We start from the raw sequence: 21,405 nt of genomic DNA, 5'->3' as shown, positions 1-21,405 counted from the left end.
TTTCTTCTATCCTATATGTGTTCCCGGGGCAATGACAGCACCTTTCTTCACAACTACAATCCCATCCTGAACAGAATAGGTTCCATAGTCACCATCCGGAATATGCTTCCCTCCGATGATTTTTACATTGTCACCAATGTAACAGTTTTTATCAAGAATTGCTTTTTCTATATAGCAGTATTTTCCGATTCCCATATTAGGACGCCCGCCTCTGTCATTCAGGACAATTTCTGTTGTATTCTGGTAGAAATCCGCCCCCATAACATAGGAATTCACAATGGTACTTCCTTTATCAATTCTCGTCCTGTTTCCAATCACTGAATTTTCAATTTTATCCGCCATAATAATACATCCATCGCCAAAAACAGCCTTGCTTACATAGGAACCGTTGATTTTTGACGGCGGAAGCATCCTTGCCCTTGTATAGATAGGCGATGAAGAGAAAAGGTTGAACTGCGGTAAATCCAGACAAAGGTCAAGATTCGCTTCGTAGAAAGATTCTATGGTTCCGATATCGGTCCAGTACCCTTCATACTGATAGCTTAAGGTCTTATATTTTCCTATGGAACTCGGAATGATATCTTTTCCGAAATCATCACCGGCTCCTTCTTCAAACATCTTTTTAAGAATATTCTTAGTGAAAATGTAAATTCCCATTGAAGCCAGAAATTCTTTCCCTGCATGTTTATTTTCTTCTGAAACTTCAGATTTCAGACCTCCCAGCATATCAAAATCCGGTTTTTCATAGAAAGAGGTAATATTTCCTTCATCATCGGATTTCAAGATCCCGAAGCCTGTGGCGTCTTTTGCATTCACAGGAATCGTTGCAATGGTAAGGTCTCCCCCATTTTCAATATGGAAGTCAAGCATTTCCCTGAAATCCATCTGATAGAGCTGGTCTCCTGAAAGAATAAGAATATAGTCATAATCATATTTTTCAAGATGCTTCATCGACTGGCGTACGGCATCTGCAGTTCCCTGATACCAGCTGTCATTTTCAACATTCTGTTCAGCTGCCAGAATATCAACAAATCCTTTGCTGAAGATATCAAAATGATAAGAATTCTTGATATGCGAATTGAGAGAAGCAGAATTAAACTGCGTCAGCACCAGAATCTTGTTCAGCCCTGAATTCAGACAGTTTGATATAGGAATATCCACCAGCCTGTATTTTCCTGCAATCGGTACAGCCGGCTTTGATCTGGTATACGTTAACGGGAATAATCTTGTTCCTCTGCCTCCTCCTAACACTATGGAGATTACATTTCGATTCATAAATATCTTGCGTTTTTATTTTATTAAGTTTACTGTTTTTGTTCTTAGTGTTTACAGCTGTTTTAAAGCATGGTTTATTTTCATATTTAGAGCCCGATCAGCTATTATATAAAGCTATGTATTTTTCCGCAGATTTCTCCCATGAAAAATCAAAATTCATGTTGGCATGAATAAGATCTTCCATCACACCTTCCTGATTATAGATTGCCAAGGCCCTGTTCATAGCATGTACAACATCATCCACTCCCGGATAAGTATAGTTCAGTCCTGCTCCGCCGGTTGATATATCTTCTACTGTATCTTTTAATCCTCCCGTATATCTTACCACAGGGACTGTCCCATATCTCATGGAATACATCTGATTCAGTCCGCAGGGCTCTACTCTTGACGGCATCAGAAGGAAATCTGCCGATGCATAAATTTTATGGGAAAGATGTTCTTTATACCCCAGATCCAATGCAAAATTGGTATACGTATAGTCGTACTCTTTCAGTTTATTTTCAATATACACATTTCCGGAGCCGAGAATCATGATGTTTAAGGCACCATAACTCTGCTTAATACTTCTCCATACAACATCCGGCAGCAGATCTGCTCCTTTTTCTGTTGCGAACCTTCCAATGAAAGCAAAAAGGGGAAGCTCAGGCTTCAACCCATATTCTTTACACAGTTTTTCTTTATTCTTCTTTTTTTGAGTCACTGCATTTTTACGGTTAAAGTTAAAATCCAGCATCGGATCGGTTTCCGGATTCCAGACTTCGGTGTCAATACCGTTGATGATGCCATAGGCTTTCCCGAATTCCTGACGAACAAGACTTTCCAATCCGCGGAAACTGATAAACAGTTCTTCCAGGTATCCTTCAGAAACAGTTGTAAAGGCATCAGCACATTTAATCATGCTTGCCAGAGGATTCATAAGCCCGTTCCAGTCCATCAGTCCCCATTTGTAAGCATCAAAAGGAGGCATATAATTCGCCATACTCCAGCTCATCATTCCCTGGTATTCTCCGTTATGAATAGTACCTATAGTCTTTACCCCTTTTAAAAACCTGAATTCCCAACAGTTTTCTATCATAAAAGGAACGAATCCGGTATGATAATCATGACAGTGTAATACATCCGGACGGATTTCCATTGCGCTCAGCCAGTGGAGAACTCCATGCTGAAAAGCCAGAAACTGAAAACTTTCATCTTCATATCCATAAGGATTGTCTCTGTCCAGTAACCCAGGGATTTTTACCATATACAGCTCAAATCCCAGGACATTTGTCTTTTCTTTCATCACCTGAACCTGAAGCATATTGGCTCCCTGATGAATAAACCCATCAAAAACCAGATCAAATTCATGATCATATACAAAGGATTTGTTGTACCATGGCATTACCACTTTGGCTTCTACTCCTTTTATTTTATTCTGATATTTTGGAAGCGCTCCAACTACATCTGCAAGACCCCCAACTTTTGCGACAGGATAACATTCTGTACTTAAATGATAAACAACCATTCTTTATCTCTTGTGTTTAATTCTGTGTAATTTATACTTTCTATCTTTTTTCTGTTTTAAAATAATCCCGGCAAGCGGAGGAATTTTTACAGTCATTGATTTCTGATGTCCTCTCCATTCCTCATGCTTTTCTTCCAGTATTTCAGGTTCTACCCCGCTTCCGCAGTATTTTTTATCATCAGAATTAAAAATAACTTCCCAGTGGGTGCCTGCAGGGATTCCTATTTTATAATCCAATACTTTCGGAGCCAGATTTAAAACTACCATCACAACATCGTCTCTCTTTTTACCTTTTCTCAGATAAACGTATACTGAATTTTCAAGATCATCTGCTTCCACCCACTCAAAACCACTCCTGTCAAACTGATTTTCATAAAAAGCAGTTTCTGATCTGTAAAGGTGATTCATATCTTTAACAAGCTCCTGCATTCCTTTATGGACAGGATATTTCAGTAAATGCCAGTCGAGACTTCTGGTAAAATTCCATTCGCTGGTCTGCCCGAATTCATCTCCCATAAAAAGCAGCTTGGCTCCCGGATGGGTAAACATATATACATATAAGGTACGGAGATTGGCAAATTTCTGCCATTCGTCCCCTTTCATTTTATAAATAAGACTTGCTTTTCCGTGTACCACCTCATCATGTGATAAAGGCATCATATAATTTTCATTATACATATACATGGATGCAAACGTAAGTTTATGATGATGGAATTTCCTGTTAACAAAATCTTCCTTGAAATAATCCAGGGTATCATGCATCCACCCCATCATCCATTTCATACCAAAACCTACGCCACCGTCATGAACAGGCTTTGTAAGCATAGGAAAATCCGAGCTTTCCTCGGCAATGGTTATGATATTATCTCCGAATTCCTTGTAAACAGCAGTATTAAATTCCTGCAGAAAAGCTTTAGCTTCCAGATTCACATTTTCACCATAAATATTAGGCTCCCATTCGCCTTCATTTCTTGAATAATCCAGATGAAGCATAGAGGTTACCGCATCCACTCGCAATCCGTCAGCATGGTAACGGTCCAGCCAGAACATCGCATTTGAAATCAGAAAAGATTTAACTTCATTCCTTCCATAATTAAAAATATGTGATTTCCAGTCGGGATGAAAGCCTTTTCTCGGATCTTCATGCTCATAAAGATAAGTACCATCAAAACGGTGAAGACCATTGGCATCTCCTGGAAAATGGGACGGAACCCAGTCCAGGATAACACCTATTTCATTATTATGAAGTTCATCAATCAGAAACATCAGATCCTGCGGTGAGCCAAAACGTGATGTAGCAGCATAAAAACCGGTAATCTGATATCCCCAGCTAGGTTCATATGGATATTCCATCACGGGCATAAACTCTACATGAGTAAAACCCATTTCTTTTATATAAGGAACCAGTTTTTTGGCAATATCGCGATAATTCAGAAAACGATCAGGATACTCTCCGTCTCTTACCCACGAACCCAGATGCAGCTCATAGACAGATATAGGGGCTTCCAGTCTGTTCTTCTCCCAGCGTTGGTTCATCCATTCCTGATCATTCCACTCATACCAGGTTGTAGAAACCAGAGAAGCCGCCTGAATATTCTGCTCCCAGCTCAATGCATAAGGATCACTTTTTTCCAGAATTTCGCCACTTTGTGTTTCAATAGCATATTTATATAAAGTACCCCAGGTTAATCCTTCGATAAATCCTTCCCAAATCCCTGACTCGTCCCATCTTGGAAACAGAATATGATCTTTGTGATTCCAGTTGTTGAAATTTCCGATCACGGAAACTTTCTTTGCGTTAGGTGCCCACACAGAAAAGTACACTCCTTTCACTCCATCTTTTTCTGCTGAATGTGCGCCAAATTTACCATACAGCTTATAATGCCTACCTTCTTTAAAAAGATACACATCATGATCGGTGAAAAGCGTGTAGGTCTTAACAGAATTCATCAAGATCAGTTTATATTTATATTTTCTTTGAAACTACGAAAAATACTGATAATGGCGATGAATTATTCATCAAATAATTATCAACTCAATTTCAGCTTTCGTCTATCTATCAAATATATCATTTTTTAACTCACATTTTTTATGATTTCAAAACAATCTTTTTTATAAATTTAACATCAACATTTTATTAAACACAACGATGAGGTTTGAACTTTATACAGAAGAAATAGATGACAGACCGGTATTTATCACCGGAAACTTCAACAGCTGGAATCCTAAAGATTATAATTTCCAGCTTAAACAACTTGACTCCACCAACTATTGCATAGAAGTCGAAGATCAGATCCTGCCTGAAGACATTGAATACAAATTCACAAAAGGCGGCTGGGAAAATGTAGAACTGGATCAATACGGAAATATCACTCCCAACCGGAAAGCAAAAAAATCCGCAGGTAAAACTTCTGATACCGTACAAAAATGGAGATTAAACTGGGGCCCGTTCAAAGAAGAGTACTTTCCTACTGCAGAAGTGATTTCAGACAACTTTTATATTCCACAGCTTGACCGTTACCGCAAAGTATGGGCGCTGCTTCCTTATGACTATCATACTACAGATAAACGATACCCTGTCTTATATCTGCAGGACGCACAGAATTTATTCAACGAAGGAAGCGGTTATGGTAACTGGGAAATTGACAAAAAACTATCCATCCTTGCCGAATATGGCCGTGGTGATCTTATCATCATTGCGATAGAACATGGCAGTGCAGAAAGAATCAAAGAATATATCTTTGATAATGATCATGTGGCCAATGGCTCTGAAGGAAAAAAATACATCCGCTTTATTGCTGACACTTTAAAGCCTTTTGTGGATGAAAATTACAGAACCAAAAAGGACCGTGACAATACCGGAATCGGAGGCAGCTCATTGGGAGCCCTGATCAGTATATACAGCGGATTTCTTTATCCTGAAGTTTATTCCAAGCTGTTAATATTTTCTCCGTCTCTTTGGGTAGAACCGAATAACAACTTCCCTATGATGAATTTCCGGGTTCCTTTTAAAACAAAAATTTACCTGTATGGCGGTGGTCAGGAAGGCTCCAAAATGGTCAAAAGAATTCATATTTTTGAAGAATATCTGAAAAGATGGGAAGAGAAAAAACTTTTTGATTTTGAATTTAAAACCAATATTAATCCTGAAGGCACTCACAATGAGTTTTATTGGTCACAGGAGTTCCCAAGAGCCATCGAATGGCTGTTCTATGACAATACGGAAAACCCTGTGGAGGTAAAACCGCAACAACAAAGCATTAAAAACTAAACATAAAAACGCTGTAGAAAAATTTCAGGAAGACCAGAGCAAAAATGAAGACAGCGGGTTATATGACTTTAGAACATATACTATCTATTTATGAAACTGATCAACAAAAAAAACAAAAATTACACTCAGATTTTTCAATTATTTACAGAGGAAGAGTGGGCGAAAACGAGTAAAAACTTCAATAAAAATATTTCCACTTTTTTTACGGGAAAGAAGTATGAGGTTTTTGTCAATGCCCATGAAGAAGGAATCACCTACTTTATCGGATTGGGGAAATCTACTTTACAAAATTTCGAAATCCAGCAGGTTGCTGCCAAGTTTTCACAAACATACAAAGAAAAGCTTCAGGCAGTTCCAACATTGGCATTGGCAGATTTTATCAATGAAAAACAATTTGAAGAGTTTGTAAAAGGACTTCTTTCCGGAACTTACAACTATCCTTTTGACAAAAAACATGCCTTCTGGAATACAAAATTTGAATTACATTTTGAAAATTTAAGCCAGAAAAAACTGGACCATATCAGCCAGAAAGCAGAAGCCCTGATTAACGGGCAGACTGCCTGCCAGGACTGGCTCAATAAGCCTGCCAATCTCAAAAAACCGGATATATTAAGTGCATACCTTAAAAATCTGGCTAAAAAATATGAGCTGAAATACACAGCTTTCAACAGAAAGAAATGCGAAGAGCTGGGATTAGGCGCTTACCTGTCTGTCAACCAGGGAAGCGCTTATGACGCTGCATTTACTATTCTGGAATATAAAACTACCGTTAAAAATGCCAAAACTTTCGGACTGGTAGGAAAATGCATCCTGTTCGACACAGGAGGAATCTCAATAAAAAGCTCTGCCAATCTCCATTATATGAAATCTGATATGGGAGGTGCTACAGCGGTCCTGGGAACACTGATCTATGCTGCTGAAATGAAGCTTCCAGTAAACATTGTTGCCGTCCTGCCAATCACAGACAATGCCATTTCAGAAAAAGCATTGCTTCCCAGTGACGTCATCACAGCCTACAACGGAAAAACTATTGAAGTGCTTGATACTGATGCAGAAGGCAGACTGATTCTTGCAGACGGATTATCCTATCTTTCTAAAAACTACAAAACTGATTTCCTGATTGATCTGGCAACGCTCACAGGAAGCTCTGTAAGAATGTTCGGAGATACCTGTGCCGCCATGTTTTCTAATAATGAAGAACTGAAAAACAACCTGATTAAAACCGGAGACCAAACCAACCAGAGAGTATGGAATCTGCCTTTATGGGATGTATGGAAAGACGATATCCAGTCTGATGTAGCGGATATGAAAAACATCTCCCTTAAACCGGTCGGAGACTGTATCATAGCTGCCAAATTCCTTGAGCAGTTCATTGAAAATCACCCTAAATGGGCTCATTTGGATATTGCCGGAGTAGCCTTTGGCAGTGTGGGCTATGCCAAAGAAAAAGCAGCAACAGGATATGGGGTTCAACTCCTCGTGAATTTAATTGAAAATTATCACTAAAAATTAGTTTTTTACAAAAAAACTCTGTATAATTGATTAGTGAATTTTCAAAAACGCACGATATTACATTTTTTGATATTAATAAAATAATAAATAAATGCTTTTATTTTTGAAAATTCACTAAATCTTAAAAAACATTGTATGGAGAAGAAAACTATTGTATGTATTTCGTGCTATTATAAAGGTTATGATTTTATGGACGAGATGAAGACCCTCGGCAATAAAGTCATTCTGGTAACATCCGAAAATCTCAAAGAGAAAAACTGGCCATGGCACGCTATTGATGAGGTATTTTACATGCCTGAGCTGAAACCATCCGTTTGGAATCTGGAGCATCTGATACAGGGATTTTCCCACCTGATGAAAACCCGAAAAGTAGATGCTGTAGTGGCATTGGATGATTATGACGTGGAAAAAGCAGCACTGATAAGGGAAACTTTCCGTATTCCGGGAATGGGACAGACTACGCACCGATATTTCAGAGATAAGCTGGCTATGCGGCAAAAAGCAAAAGATTCAGGAATTAATGTTCCTGAATTTACAGCGGTATTCAATGATGATGAGGTGAATGAATTTACAGACCGCGTTCCGGCACCCTGGGTACTGAAACCCCGCTCTGAAGCCTCTGCGTCAGGTATCAAAAAAATAACCTCTAAAGAACAGCTTTATGAAGCATTGGAAAACCTTGGAGAAGAACGTCATCTTTTTTTGCTGGAAAGCTTTAAACCCGGAGATGTTTATCATGTAGACAGCCTTACTTTTAATAAACAAATCGTATTCACTTCTGCCTCAAAATACCTGGCCCCACCCATGCAGGTTTCTCATGAAGGCGGCGTTTTCAGATCCAAGACTTTAGGAAGATATTCTGAGGAGTTCAAAGCATTGGAAGAAATAAATGCCAAAGTTCTTTCCAACTTCGGGCTTGTCAATGGAGCCACCCACACAGAATTTATCCGGGGAAAAGAAGATGGAAAATGGTATTTCCTGGAAACCTCATCAAGAGTAGGTGGCGCTCATATCCCTGATCTGGTAGAGGCATCAAGCGGCATCAATATATGGAGAGAATGGGCTAAAATTGAAGATGCCCTTCTGAGAGGAAATGATTACAGTGTTTCCCCACCTACCGGATACTATTCCGGGCTCATCGTTGCCTTGATTAAAGATAAAGAACCTGATTACCGTAATTTTGAATGTGAAGAAGTGGTAAAATTTCTTCCGATAGATTATCACGTCGGGATTGTTTATAAATCCGGAGATGCTTCTGTCGTACAGGACAGATTAGACTCTGCGGCAGAAATGATCCATGCAGATATGCTGAACATCCTTCCTCCTAAAAGCAACAAACTTAGTTCGTAAGTTATGGAACGTAATATTGATATTCAAAAATGTTATTGAATTTATAATACACAGTATTCCAGTAGATTCCACGGTAAAACGTAATTTAGAAAGCAAAAAACCCGGAAATGGTAAAGTAAAGCCTACTATCAGTTCGTTGGCTCAGCTTATACCAACAAACCAGATCAAAATGGATCTTTAAAGAAAATATTACCTTCAAACATCCAAAATCAGGATCCATCGTACAGGATATTTTAGGAGAAGACCAACCTGGAGGAATTGAATTTATTAAATTAATATAAAAACACCATATTAAAATTAAACCCAAAAATGCCTCACATAGAACATACAGAATATTATTCAAATATACTGGGAATTAGTCTCAAAGTAGAAGTGACCGGGCATTACGGCCATCCGATCATCATGTTCCCTACTTCCCAGGGACAGTATACCCAGAACCACGATTTTCATCTTAACGGAAGCATCAATTGGTTCATAGAACAGGGAAAAGTAAAACTTTACAATATACAGACCATCGACAGCCGGAGCTTTTATGATAATACCATAGCTCCTCAGCAAAGAATAAGAAATTACGAACGGTATGTACAGTTTCTGATTCAGGAATTTGTCCCTTATATCCAGAAGCTCCACAAAACACACCGCGTGGCAGTTGCCGGAGCGAGTTTCGGAGGATATCATGCCGCCAATTTTGCTTTCAGATTTCCTGATGTGGTTTCCCATTTGTTTTGTCTTTCCGGGGCATTCAGTATCAGAAACTTTATGGAGGGCTATTCTGACGATCTGGTATACTTCAACTGTCCAAGGGAATTTGTACGAAATGATGAAGCGTGGAAATACAAACATATGCATATTGTACTCAGTACTTCAGACCAGGATATATGCAAGGATAAAAATGTTGAAATGGCTGAAATCCTGAAGATAAAAGGTATAGACTTCTGGTATGATGAGAGAAAATGGATAGGTCACGACTGGCCTTTGTGGAGAATGGTATTCCCTACCTTCATTGGTTCCTTTTTCTCTTAAAGTAAAACAATAAAAAACCAATAGAAAAAAATATACACCCACCTTAAAAAACAAAAATTATGACAAAAAAAGTAGGAATTCTTTTCGGTATGGAAGACACTTTTCCCTGGGCATTTATAGACAAAGTAAATGAACTCGGAGGTGGAGATATCATCGCTGAACCCGTTAATATAGATAAATTGGAACAGGGGGCAGATTATGGATATGCAGTAATCATCGACAGAATTTCGCAGGACGTTCCCTTTTACAGAGCTTATTTAAAAAATGCGGCACTTAACGGCACTTATGTGATCAACAATCCTTTCTGGTGGAGTGCTGATGAGAAATTTTTCAACAATGCCCTGATGTCCAAACTCGGGATTCCGCTTCCTAAAACGGTTTTGCTTCCGTCACATGAAAGGCCGGATAATACTTCAGAAACTTCATTCAGAAATCTGAAATTTCCGCATGACTGGGAATATATCTTCAATTATGTAGGATTCCCGGCTTATATGAAACCTCATGACGGAGGAGGCTGGAAAAATGTGTACAGAGTGGAAAATCCAGATGATCTCTGGAACAAACTGGGGGAAACAGAACAGCTGGTCATGATGGTACAGGAAGAAATTATCTTTGACGATTATTACAGGGTTTACTGTCTGGGCAGAAAGTATGTTCACATTATGCCTTATGAACCGAGAAATGCACCCCATTTAAGATATGCCACAACCCATAAAACGCAGGGACAGGAACTTGAAAAACTATTAAAAACCATTCATGATTATACCATTACCATGAATGAAGCATTAGGGTATGATTTCAATACTGTAGAATTTGCGGTAAGAGACGGTATCCCTTACGCGATTGATTTCTGTAATCCGGCACCGGATGCGGACAGAAATTCTGTAGGAGAAGAAAATTTTGCATGGATCATAGAACATGCCGCAAAACTGGCTGTAGAAAAAGCTAAAGAATACGTTCCGGGAAAACCCAATATTGCCTGGGGAACTTTCGTGAAAGATTCCATAAAATAACATTGAAAAGAAATAAAAAACACAAGAAAAATGCATCAGTTTACTATTGGAATTGAAGAAGAATATCAGATCATTGATGTTGAAAGCAGAGATCTGGTTTCTCATGTTTCAAAAATCATTGAGGGTGGCAAAGCGGTTTTAAGTGAAAATTTAAAACACGAGATGCACGAATCCATGATTGAAATGGAAACAGGAATCTGCCAGAATATTCAGGAGGCCAGAGCTGAATTGACAAATCTAAGGCGCCATCTTATTAATATTGCCCATGAGCAGGGACTGCGTGTTTCCGGAGGAGGCACTCATCCATTCTCACATTGGTCAGAAAATAATATCACTCAGGGAGAAAGATATATTAAAATCGTTGATGATATGGGAGATGTTGCCCGTGAAAACCTTATTTTCGGACTGCATGTTCATATTGGGATTCCCAACCGTGAAGAGGGTGTGAGAATTCAGAATGTCATGCGTTATTTTCTGCCTCATGTGTATGCTCTTTCCACCAATTCACCTTTCTGGATCGGAAGGTATACAGGATTTAAATCTTACCGGCAGGAAATTTTCGTAAAATTCCCAAGGACAGGTATTCCAAGCTATTTTAATTCTCTGGCAGAATTTGACAGTTATGTAGATCTTCTTGTAAAGACAGGTACCATTGACAATGCCAAGAAAATCTGGTGGGATTTACGGGTTCATCCGTTTTATCCTACCATTGAGTTCAGAATCTGTGATATGCCATTAAGGATTGATGAAACGGTATGCCTTGCTGCCATTATGCAGAGTTTAGTGGCAAAAATTTATAAACTTCACCAGCAAAACCTGAGCTTCAGAAGCTATAGAAGACTGCTGTTGAATGAAAATAAATGGCGCGCTTCTAAAAGTGGTATTGAGGCTCACCTGATTGATTTTGGAAAAGAAGAATCTGTTCCTTATCCTCACTTATTAAAAGAACTTTTAGAGTTTATTGATGATGTTGTAGACGATTTGGGATGCCGAAAAGAAGTTGAATATGCATGGAAAATTCTTGAAAACGGTACCGGTGCAGACAGACAGCTTCAGATCTTCAAGGAGACCGGTGATCTGACGAAAGTCGTTGATTATATGATCTCTGAAACGGAGTACGGCATAACACATGGAGAACCTGCTTCATAATTTTTTGGTAACTTTACAAAAAATATGATGTAATGAAAGATATTCGAATTGCTCTGCTGGACATGAACAATAATCATGTAAATCAAGGCTTTAGAAATATTAAAGAGATTTCCGAAACTTTTCAGCAGAACTCTGAAGAAAATGTGGTTATCCAAACATTTGATGTAAGGTTTAAAGATGAAATGCCGGAAATCGGAGACTTTGATATTTTTATTTCTTCAGGCGGACCCGGAAACCCTCACAGGGAAGGTCTGGCCTGGGAAGACAGATTTGCTGATTTTCTAAATGCTGTTTTTGAACATAATAAATGCCATGAGGATAAAAAATATCTTTTCCTGATCTGCCATTCATTTCAGCTGGCAAGTATCCACTGGAAACTGGGTAATATCTGCAAAAGGAAATCTTATTCTTTTGGAGTAATGCCAGTACATAAAACAGAAGAAGGGAAAAATGAATTTTTATTCAAAAACCTTCAGGACCCTTTCTACGCAGTAGATTCAAGAGCATATCAGTTTATTGAACCCGATCATATGCGTTTTGAAGAGCTTGGAATGACTATCATGGCGATCGAAAAATTCCGGCCTCATATTAACCTTGAAAGAGCGGTAATGGCGGTTCGTTTTTCTGAGGAGATATTCGGGACACAGTTTCATCCGGAAGCCAACCCTGAATCTCTGATCGAAAATCTGAAAGATGAAAAAAACAGAGAAGCCATGATCGAAAATTTCGGTATGGAGAAATATCTTGAGACAATGGACAGAATCGATGATGAAGATAAAATCATTCTGACCAGACATCAGATCCTTCCGAGATTCCTTCAGTTTGCAAAAAAAAACATTTTGAAAAAAGCTGAATCTTTGGCTTAAAAGGCTGGAAGCTGGAGGAATAATGCGTGAAGCTACTATCGGTTAAGATTATTGATTATTCTTTTATTTATAAACTAAGAATTTAAATTTCAGAATTGAAAACTTCCCTCTTCCAACTTCCAGCAGCTTACTATAACAATCGGGTATCAATGCTCGATTTTTTTAACACCACAAAAGAAAAAAAATATGATCCCCAAATACAGAAAACAGTTCAATAAGGAGTTTTCAGATGAAAAATACAATCAGTTAAAAGGTATATTGGCAGAAAAAGGAGGTACAGAACCAACTTTCAGGGTCTCAGAAAGTCCTATTTTTCTGACTAAAGAATTTGAGAGTAAGCTCATAGACGCCAGTGAAAGTATTATCAGCCAGATTAAAGCAATGCCTGCAGAGCTACTTCAAAAAGCGATTCCAGACAACTGTAGGGTTCCCAATGACACCAATCAGCCCCATTTTTTCACCATCGATTTTGGAGTCTGCAAAAGTGAAAACGGAGCAATAGAACCTCAGCTGATAGAACTTCAGGCCTTCCCTTCTTTGTATGCTTTTCAAAAATTCTATGAAGAAACGTACTGTGAGGTCTACCCTTTTCTTTCAGAGATCAGAAACCCAATGCCTCATGAAACCTTTAAAAACTACTTAAAGGAACTTATTGTAGGAGATGAAAATCCTGAAAATGTAATTCTGCTTGAAATTTTTCCTGAAAAACAAAAAACGGCCATTGATTTTGCGCTTACAGAGAAATTAATAGGAATTAAAACCGTATGTCTGACAAAGATAAAGAAGGAAGGACGAAAGCTGTATTATGAAAATGATGGCAAGCTTACAGAGATCAAAAGAATCTACAACCGTGTTATATTTGATGAACTGGATAATATTCCTGACCTGAAAACAGAATTTGATTTCCGGGAGGAAGTGGATGTCAAATGGATCACGCACCCGAACTGGTTTTTTAAAATCTCAAAATTCCTTTTGCCCTTACTGAAGCATCAGTTTGTACCGAAGAGTTACTTTCTGCATGAGTTCCCGGAAAGTGAAAACCTTGAAAATTTTGTATTAAAACCATTGTTTTCATTTGCAGGAAGTGGAGTCAATTTAAACCCTACCCGGGAAATCACAGACTCTATTCAGGATAAAGAAAACTATATTCTGCAGAGAAAAGTGTACTATGAGCCCATTTTTGAAGATATTAACGGAGATTTTTCAAAAGCTGAGATCCGTTTGTTGTATATTTGGCGGGAAAAAGATGAGCGCCCTATCCTTTTGGAAAATCTTGGAAGAATGACCAAAGCCGCCATGGTGAATGTAGACTTCAATAAAAAAGATGCGATCTGGATCGGAAGTTCGAATGCTTTTTTTGGATAAATAACTTATAAAAACTAATAATACATGGAAGAAACATCAACACGTTTCGCTGAATTTGACAACAACATCTTAACACGAAGAAGAAACCTATTACCCACCTGGATTAAAGTTTTCCTATGGATCTTTTTAATCGGAGGCGCAGTAGCTGCTGTATTACTGATGGCGGGCTTTCTGATCACTAACTCTTCTTTATCTTTATATGGAATAAAGGCTGATCATCCCTATTCAATGACAGGACTTTTGATCTGTACTTTGTTCCTGTTCAAAGGTATTGTAGCCTACGGACTTTGGTTTGAACAAAAATGGGCACCACAGGCAGCCATAGCTGATGCGATCATAGGAATTGCAATTTGTCTCATTATGATGGCTATCATTCCTTTCACCATTCCAACGATCAGCTTCACCCTCAGATTAGAACTCATTCCTCTATATTTTTATCTTAAAAAAATGCAGAGTATAAAGACAACCTGGGAAGCTTTATAAAAAACAAGACCTCCGGAATTCCGGAGGTCTTTCTATATATTTTTATCATCTTCCAGCAGCTCCCGTGCCTGATATTCCTGCACAAGATCAATAGCATTGGAAATAACATCGCTTAAAGCCGTGATAAATGTTCCTTCTTCAGCCATTCCCATCGCATGTTTCAATGCTTCTATTTCTTTGGGAATAATTTCATAACTGACATCTTTTCCGGAAGACTGCATGCCTTCGATAATCAATCCGTTAATTTCTTCTTCTGTTCTTCCACGAAGGTGTTTTTCGTTTCGGATAATGATGTGATCAAACATTCTGCCAGCAATCTTTCCACATTCTCTGATATCATTATCCCTTCTGTCTCCAACCCCGGAAATAATCCCAATTTTCTTGGTAGACTCAACATTTTTAAGATAATCTTCAATCGCTTCATAACCTGAAGGATTATGGGCAAAATCGATCAGAACTTTAAAGTTTTTGAATTTAAAAACATTCAGTCTGCCAGGAGTAAGCTGAGCACTTGGAATAAACGTTCTCAAAGAATTGGAAATATCTTCAATCCCAAATCCGTAAAGGTAACTCGCTAAGCTCGCCGCCAAAACGTTTTCAATCATAAACCTGGCTTTTCCTTCCATCGTAATCGGAAAATCCTTAGCTTTTCCTATTCTTATCTTCCAGTCTCCTTTTTTAATGGTTACAAAGCCCTCTTCATAGACACAGGTGATCTTTCCTTCTTTGGCGAATTTTACGATATGAGGATTGTTTTCATCCATACTGAAAATAGCCACATTAGAATCAAGATCATTCACGATCTTCATAGAATATTCATTATCTGCATTCAGAATGCTCCAACCGCTCTTTTTTACGCTATCCAGCACAACACGCTTTACTTTGGTAAGATCTTTCAGAGAGTGGATATCATTCATTCCCAAATGATCTTCTTCAATATTGGTTAAAACGCCGATATCACATTGTGAGAAGCCGAGCCCCGAACGTAGAATTCCTCCTCTGGCAGTTTCCAGAACAGCAAATTCCACGGTAGGATCTTTCAGGATAAATTCCGCCGAAAGCGGTCCTGTGGTATCCCCTTTCGACAGCATGGTATTTTGAATATAAATTCCATCTGAAGTTGTGAATCCAACTCTATAACCGTTACTTTTTACAATATGAGAAATAAGTCTTGTTGTTGTTGTTTTTCCATTGGTTCCCGTCACCGCAATGATGGGAATGGTAAAAGGTTTACCTTGTGGATAAAGCATGTCTACCACAGGTGCTGCCACGTTTCTAGGCAGTCCTTCGCTTGGAGCAAGATGCATTCTGAATCCCGGTGCTGCATTCACTTCAATGATAGCTCCACCACTTTCTTTTAAAGGCTGGGTAAGATTCTCCGCCATCACATCAATACCGCAAACATCCAATCCGATAATTTTGGAAATTCTTTCAGCCATAGTGATATTTTCCGGATGCACCATATCTGTTACATCAATGGACGTTCCTCCGGTGGAAAGATTAGCGGTTGATTTTAAATAAACAACTTCTCCTTTCTGAGGAACCGTTTCAAGTTTATACTGAAGCTTATCAAGCAGTTCCAGCGTATCTTTATCTACCTCAATTTCGGTAAGTACATTTTCATGTCCATAGCCTCTTCTCGGGTCTTTATTTTCTTTTTCAATAAGCTGTTGAAGATTCAGTTCTCCATCCCCTACAACATGGGCGGGAACTCTTCTTGCTGCGGCCACCATTTTATTATTGATAACCAGAATTCGGAAATCGTAGCCGGTAATATATTTCTCAACAATTACTTTTCTTGAATATTTCTGGGCATGTTCCAGACCAATTTTAGCAGCCTCCCATTCTGTAACATTGATGGAGGAGCCTTTTCCATGGTTTCCATCCAAAGGTTTTAGCACAACAGGATAGCCTATTTTTCTGATCACAGCATCCAATCCCTCTTCGTCTACCACTAAATCTCCGGTAGGAACCGGAATAGCAGCATCATGAAGCATTCTTTTGGTTAATTCTTTGTTACAGGCAATGTCAACGGCAATAGAACTTGTTTTTCCGGTAATCGTAGCCTGAAATCTTTGCTGGTTCACTCCATAACCCAGCTGTACAAGGGAATTTGTCCCCAATCTGATCCACGGGATTTTTCTGGAAGCAGCTTCTTCCACAATACTTCCTGTAGAAGGACCCAGACGGACACGTTCCCTGATTTCCTTCAATTTATGAATGCAGGCATTCATATCATAATCCTTTCCTTCTATCAATGCTTGTGCAATCTTCACAGCTTCTTCTGCAGCATAGATACCGGCGTTTTCTTCAAGATAATTGAATACCACGTTATACACTCCCGGAGTTTTTGTTTCCCGGGTTCTTCCAAACCCCACATCCATTCCTGCAAGGGTCTGTATTTCCAATGCGATATGCTCAATGACATGCCCCATCCAGGTTCCTGTTTCCACACGGTGAAAAAAACCACCTTCTACTCCTTCTGAGCATCGGTGTGTAATCAATGAGGGGATTAATTTTTCAATCCTTTCCCGAAATCCTTCGATTTTATTGGTAGGATAATTCTCCATTTCTTCTAAGTCCAGCCTCATCTGTATCAGCTTCTTTCTTCTGATGCTCCAGATGTTAGGACCTCTTAGTGCCTGAATCTTTTCGATTTTCATAGTCTATTGGCATTTTAACAGTTAACAATAACTCCTTTCATAGCCAAAGATAATGCAAAACCCAAAACAAAACCATACCATGTTTAAAGATTCATTAAAAAAAAATTAATTTTAATTAACATTCTTAAAACATTAAAAATCAGCGAAAGATGGCATGAATTTCGCCAAAGAATGTTAATTATTTTTTAATTTTGTACCATGACAAAACCTGTTGGAAAATTAATAGTTATCGGAGGGGCTGTAAACAAAGGAAGTTTTGCTGAGACCGATTATGATCAGAATATCGAAAAGAATCTTAATTTTTTTGAGCGTGGGATCTTAAGAAAGATCATCAACGAATCAAAATTCAAGGAAAACTCTGTCATTGAAATTGTAACCACTGCTTCTCAAATTCCTCAGATTGTAGGTTCTGAATATAAAAAAGCATTCGAATTTCTTGGTGCTAAAAATGTCAATGTTCTTGACATTCACAATCGTGAGGAAGCCAATTCTGATGCAATGGTAGCGAGGGCTAACGCTGCCGATGTTATGATGTTTACCGGAGGGGATCAGCTGAGGCTGACGTCCATTCTTGGGGGAACAAGATTCCATGATACCATTTTATTGAAATACCAGGAACAGGATTTTATTTATTCCGGGACTTCTGCAGGTGCTGCAGCAGCTTCTGAAAACATGATCTATCAGGGGAGCAGTTCTGAAGCCCTTTTAAAAGGAGAAATCAAAACAACCCAGGGATTAGGACTGATCGATAACGTTATTATTGATACTCACTTTGTACAAAGGGGTAGAATCGGCCGTCTTTTCCAGGCAGTTGTTAATAATCCAAGAACTCTGGGAATTGGTCTTGGTGAAGACACAGGACTTTTCATTCATAATGACGTGATGACCGCCGTAGGATCTGGTCTTGTGATTCTGGTTGACGGAAGGTTTATTAAAGATACCAATCTTACCAATATCAATCTTGGAGAGCCTATTTCCATTGATAATTTAACCGTACACGTCATGTCTATGAATGACCATTATGATCTTACTACCAAGACACTGACCATTGAAAATTCTCAGTTCAACCCAATACCGCAGGATAAATAGTCTGTAAATCAAAAATATTATTAACCACCATAAAAATGAGACTTCGGTTTCATTTTTTTTGTTTAAAGTTAAAGGTTCAATGTTTAATTAGATTTTATAAATTAACTTCGTAAAAGAATATCATTTATCAAAAACATCATCTATCATTTATGAAAATCATTATCCACGGAGGTTTTTTCTCTGAAAGTGACCAAAGCCACGAAGTAAAAACAGCAAAACAGGAGTCTCTAAAAGGAATTGCTAAAAAGGCTTTTGACTATCTTACAACTCATTCCGCTTTTGATACTGTTGCGTATGCCGTTTCACTGCTTGAAGATGATCCTTTATATAATGCAGGAATCGGTTCTCAGATTCAAAGTGATGGAGTGATCCGTATGAGCGCTGCTATTATGAACGGAAACACTCAGAAACTAAGTGGAGTGATCAATATTGAAAATGTACAGAATCCCATTTTTGTTGCCAAAGATCTTATCAATGAGGATGACCGGGTTTTAGGAGGAAATGGCGCTAAAATCTATGCTACAGAAAATGGTTTTGAGAATTTCTCCACGGAAATTCCTCAGAGAAGAAAAGAATATGAAGCTAAACTGGCCAATGGGGGCAAAGGAACTGTAGGATGTGTTGCGATAGACCATGAAGGAAAACTGGCCGTTGCCACTTCTACTGGCGGTAAAGGTTTTGAAATCCCGGGAAGAATTTCAGATTCTGCCACAGTGGCCGGAAATTATGCGAATGCCTTCTGTGCAGTAAGCTGTACCGGTGTAGGCGAAGATATTGTCAGCAATGCGACTGCTGCAAAAATCGTAACGAGAGTTACAGATGGGATGAATCTTGAGCAGGCTTTCAGTAAAACATTTGACGAACTTGCCGCCATCGATGGATTTGCAGGGGCCATCGCTATTGATAAAAACGGGAATATATATCATCAGGATTCCTATCCTACTATGGTTTTCGCCAGTTTTGACGGTGAAAAATTTGAAGTCTTCTCTTAAATTTAACATTTTTTTATAGGTCCGTTTATTTTTTTGGCACGTATTTTACATTATTGATAACAACAAACTTTAATATTAATCCATAAAAAAATAGAAATCATGGGAAACAAGACAAAAGGCTTATTAGCTTTACTAGGATTAGGTGCATTAGCTTATTGGAAATATAAGAATTCAAGCCCTGAAGATCAGCAAGCCGTAAAGGACAAAATCAATACTGCAAAAGACAATCTGAATAAATGGGGAAATGACCTTAAAAGTAAAGCCAATGATGTGGCTTCCCAGGTTCAGAATAAAGTGGACGAAGTAAAAACAAAGGCTGAAGATTCTCTAAGCTAATTACAAAGAGCAGTTTTTTTAACATTCATATATAGGAAAAAGTCATCGTAGTATTAATTACGATGACTTTTTATTTTTTACCCTTTCTGAGCTACTAAAGCAAACACCAATGGTATTTTATTACCAAATTGTGGAATTCTCCATTTCCCTTTTTCAACCTCTTCTACATGTCGGAAACAAGGATAGGGAGACCAGTCAAATTCCTGGAAAGTATTGAGCTTTAAATTCTTTTTAATCAGATTATCAAGAACTTCTGATAAGGAATGATTCCACATTACATATTCCTGTACGATGGCTGCAGACTGATCTGCATAGGTTCCTTCATAGGTTTCTACTATTGGTTTTTCATTGAAATAGTTGTAAGCTACTTTTGTAAAATCATCATCAAACATCCAGACAACAGGATGAAATTCTGCCATGATAAACTGCCCTCCCGGTTTCAAGAAATGATTGATGACACCGGCCCATTTTTCAAGATCAGGCAGCCAGCCTATTGTACCATAGCTTGTATAAACGATATCAAATTTCTGATCCAGAACATCAGGCAGATTATAGACATCTGAACAGATAAATTCTGTATCCACACCACATTTCTGTGCAAGATCTCTGGCAGTATCAATTGCTTTATCAGAAAGATCAATTCCGGTAACTTTTGCCCCCATTCTTGACAGTGAAATAGAATCCTGTCCGAAATGACACTGCAAATGCAGGATGCTTTTCCCTTCTATATTTCCAAGAAGTTCAAGTTCTATTGAATTCAGTGAGGTCCTTCCTTTTAAAAATTCATCTACAAAATAGAAATCCGATTTCAAATGAGGCTCTACTTTCGCATTCCATGATTTTTTATTGATCTCTAAGTAATTTTCCATTGTTTAAGTTTAAATATTTTAATTATTCTGAATCATTATAACTTTATCAATTAATTTGATTCATATTTTATGATCATTTCTCCATGAGCTTCTTCTTTTGCTCAAAAAATTCTTCCTCGCTTATGACCCCGTTTTCTTTTAGTCTTCCCAACTGCTCCAACTTATCTAAAAGGCCGGGTTCATACCTATTCTGAAAATACGTTTCAGGACGGGACATGAAATCCCTTACTTTTTCGCAGAACAGTTCAGCATGATACTTTCCTACCCCATCAATCTCAACATCATCATCAGCAACCTTGACATCGATAGAAGCCAGTAACAAAGCAGTTTCATATTGTATTGAGCTAATCTTGCCGTAAGAATAATCTTCTACTTTTAATCCATACATGAATTCTTTATCCACTAAAATCAATCTCCTATCCGTAGCCACTAAAATAATATGGTGATTATTCAGTTTATTCCTGCCTTCAACAAGGTAAACTATTTTTTCATCTTCTGAAAGGATATCCGGCAATTCATGAACTTCTTTCCTGGCAAATATAGTCGGGCTGATATCCAGTCTGTTCAGTTCATTTTTGATCTCATCAAGTCTTGATTTTTCACTCATGATATTCGTTTATAGGACTAAATTACTATTTCTTTGTC

At 38.3% G+C, this 21,405-nt stretch carries 18 protein-coding genes; 12 read left to right on the top strand and 6 right to left on the bottom strand.

What is annotated here, in order from left to right:
* Window positions 1-6 precede the first annotated feature (6 nt).
* The 3 genes from CRS_RS04390 to glgB form a co-directional block, all read right to left on the bottom strand.
* Window positions 7-1,275, bottom strand: a complete 1,269-nt coding sequence (locus CRS_RS04390) for a glucose-1-phosphate adenylyltransferase (RefSeq protein WP_142722876.1) — start codon at window positions 1,273-1,275, stop codon at window positions 7-9.
* Between the two features lie 97 nt (window positions 1,276-1,372).
* Entirely contained in the window at window positions 1,373-2,779 is a 1,407-nt protein-coding gene (locus CRS_RS04385; protein ID WP_142722875.1) for a glycogen synthase, read from the bottom strand.
* 3 nt (window positions 2,780-2,782) lie between these two features.
* Window positions 2,783-4,729 carry a 1,4-alpha-glucan branching protein GlgB gene (gene glgB, locus CRS_RS04380; RefSeq protein WP_172617002.1) on the bottom strand — a complete coding sequence of 649 codons (1,947 nt, stop codon included), beginning with the start codon at window positions 4,727-4,729 and terminating at the stop codon, window positions 2,783-2,785.
* A 199-nt stretch (window positions 4,730-4,928) separates the two neighbouring features.
* Between glgB and CRS_RS04375 the strand changes: the two genes are divergently transcribed.
* From CRS_RS04375 to CRS_RS04335, 9 genes are all read left to right on the top strand, one after another.
* Window positions 4,929-6,050, top strand: coding sequence for an alpha/beta hydrolase (locus CRS_RS04375; protein ID WP_142722873.1), 1,122 nt, complete (start codon window positions 4,929-4,931; stop codon window positions 6,048-6,050).
* A gap of 90 nt (window positions 6,051-6,140) precedes the next feature.
* Window positions 6,141-7,556 carry a M17 family metallopeptidase gene (locus CRS_RS04370; protein ID WP_142722872.1) on the top strand — a complete coding sequence of 472 codons (1,416 nt, stop codon included), beginning with the start codon at window positions 6,141-6,143 and terminating at the stop codon, window positions 7,554-7,556.
* 141 nt (window positions 7,557-7,697) lie between these two features.
* A complete protein-coding gene (locus tag CRS_RS04365) occupies window positions 7,698-8,912 on the top strand; it encodes an acetyl-CoA carboxylase biotin carboxylase subunit family protein (protein WP_142722871.1) in 1,215 nt (404 codons plus the stop codon).
* 309 nt (window positions 8,913-9,221) lie between these two features.
* The gene (locus CRS_RS04360) at window positions 9,222-9,935 is read left to right on the top strand and encodes an alpha/beta hydrolase-fold protein (protein WP_142722870.1); all 714 of its coding nucleotides are present in this window, start codon (window positions 9,222-9,224) and stop codon (window positions 9,933-9,935) included.
* A 59-nt stretch (window positions 9,936-9,994) separates the two neighbouring features.
* Complete coding sequence (locus CRS_RS04355) at window positions 9,995-10,948, top strand: RimK family alpha-L-glutamate ligase (RefSeq protein ID WP_142722869.1); 954 nt, start codon at window positions 9,995-9,997, stop codon at window positions 10,946-10,948.
* Window positions 10,949-10,978: 30 nt separating this feature from the next.
* On the top strand, window positions 10,979-12,097 hold the full coding sequence (locus CRS_RS04350) for a carboxylate-amine ligase (protein ID WP_142722868.1): 1,119 nt from the start codon (window positions 10,979-10,981) through the stop codon (window positions 12,095-12,097).
* A 32-nt stretch (window positions 12,098-12,129) separates the two neighbouring features.
* Window positions 12,130-12,963, top strand: coding sequence for a type 1 glutamine amidotransferase (locus CRS_RS04345; RefSeq protein WP_142722867.1), 834 nt, complete (start codon window positions 12,130-12,132; stop codon window positions 12,961-12,963).
* 186 nt (window positions 12,964-13,149) lie between these two features.
* On the top strand, window positions 13,150-14,328 hold the full coding sequence (locus CRS_RS04340) for a hypothetical protein (protein ID WP_142722866.1): 1,179 nt from the start codon (window positions 13,150-13,152) through the stop codon (window positions 14,326-14,328).
* Window positions 14,329-14,352: 24 nt separating this feature from the next.
* Window positions 14,353-14,811 carry a hypothetical protein gene (locus CRS_RS04335; RefSeq protein ID WP_142722865.1) on the top strand — a complete coding sequence of 153 codons (459 nt, stop codon included), beginning with the start codon at window positions 14,353-14,355 and terminating at the stop codon, window positions 14,809-14,811.
* A gap of 32 nt (window positions 14,812-14,843) precedes the next feature.
* On the opposite strand, the gene cphA is transcribed toward CRS_RS04335, so the two are convergent.
* A complete protein-coding gene (gene cphA, locus CRS_RS04330) occupies window positions 14,844-17,474 on the bottom strand; it encodes a cyanophycin synthetase (protein ID WP_142722864.1) in 2,631 nt (876 codons plus the stop codon).
* A gap of 198 nt (window positions 17,475-17,672) precedes the next feature.
* On the opposite strand from cphA, the gene CRS_RS04325 reads away from it, so the two are divergent.
* From CRS_RS04325 to CRS_RS04315, 3 genes are all read left to right on the top strand, one after another.
* Window positions 17,673-18,563, top strand: a complete 891-nt coding sequence (locus CRS_RS04325) for a cyanophycinase (RefSeq protein WP_142722863.1) — start codon at window positions 17,673-17,675, stop codon at window positions 18,561-18,563.
* Between the two features lie 149 nt (window positions 18,564-18,712).
* Window positions 18,713-19,555, top strand: a complete 843-nt coding sequence (locus CRS_RS04320) for an isoaspartyl peptidase/L-asparaginase (RefSeq protein WP_142722862.1) — start codon at window positions 18,713-18,715, stop codon at window positions 19,553-19,555.
* A 99-nt stretch (window positions 19,556-19,654) separates the two neighbouring features.
* Window positions 19,655-19,891: a YtxH domain-containing protein gene (locus CRS_RS04315; RefSeq protein WP_034695510.1), complete on the top strand. Its 237-nt coding sequence runs from the start codon at window positions 19,655-19,657 to the stop codon at window positions 19,889-19,891.
* Between the two features lie 77 nt (window positions 19,892-19,968).
* On the opposite strand, the gene CRS_RS04310 is transcribed toward CRS_RS04315, so the two are convergent.
* Both CRS_RS04310 and CRS_RS04305 read right to left on the bottom strand, forming a co-directional pair.
* Window positions 19,969-20,760 carry a bifunctional 2-polyprenyl-6-hydroxyphenol methylase/3-demethylubiquinol 3-O-methyltransferase UbiG gene (locus CRS_RS04310; protein WP_142722861.1) on the bottom strand — a complete coding sequence of 264 codons (792 nt, stop codon included), beginning with the start codon at window positions 20,758-20,760 and terminating at the stop codon, window positions 19,969-19,971.
* 73 nt (window positions 20,761-20,833) lie between these two features.
* A complete protein-coding gene (locus CRS_RS04305) occupies window positions 20,834-21,367 on the bottom strand; it encodes a PH domain-containing protein (RefSeq protein ID WP_142722860.1) in 534 nt (177 codons plus the stop codon).
* Between the last annotated feature and the right edge of the window lie 38 nt (window positions 21,368-21,405).

Source organism: Chryseobacterium sp. ON_d1 (genome assembly GCF_006829085.1).
Lineage (GTDB): Bacteria > Bacteroidota > Bacteroidia > Flavobacteriales > Weeksellaceae > Chryseobacterium.
The sequence above is the reverse complement of the archived record's forward strand: the minus strand, read 5'-3'. Positions and strand labels throughout refer to the sequence as shown.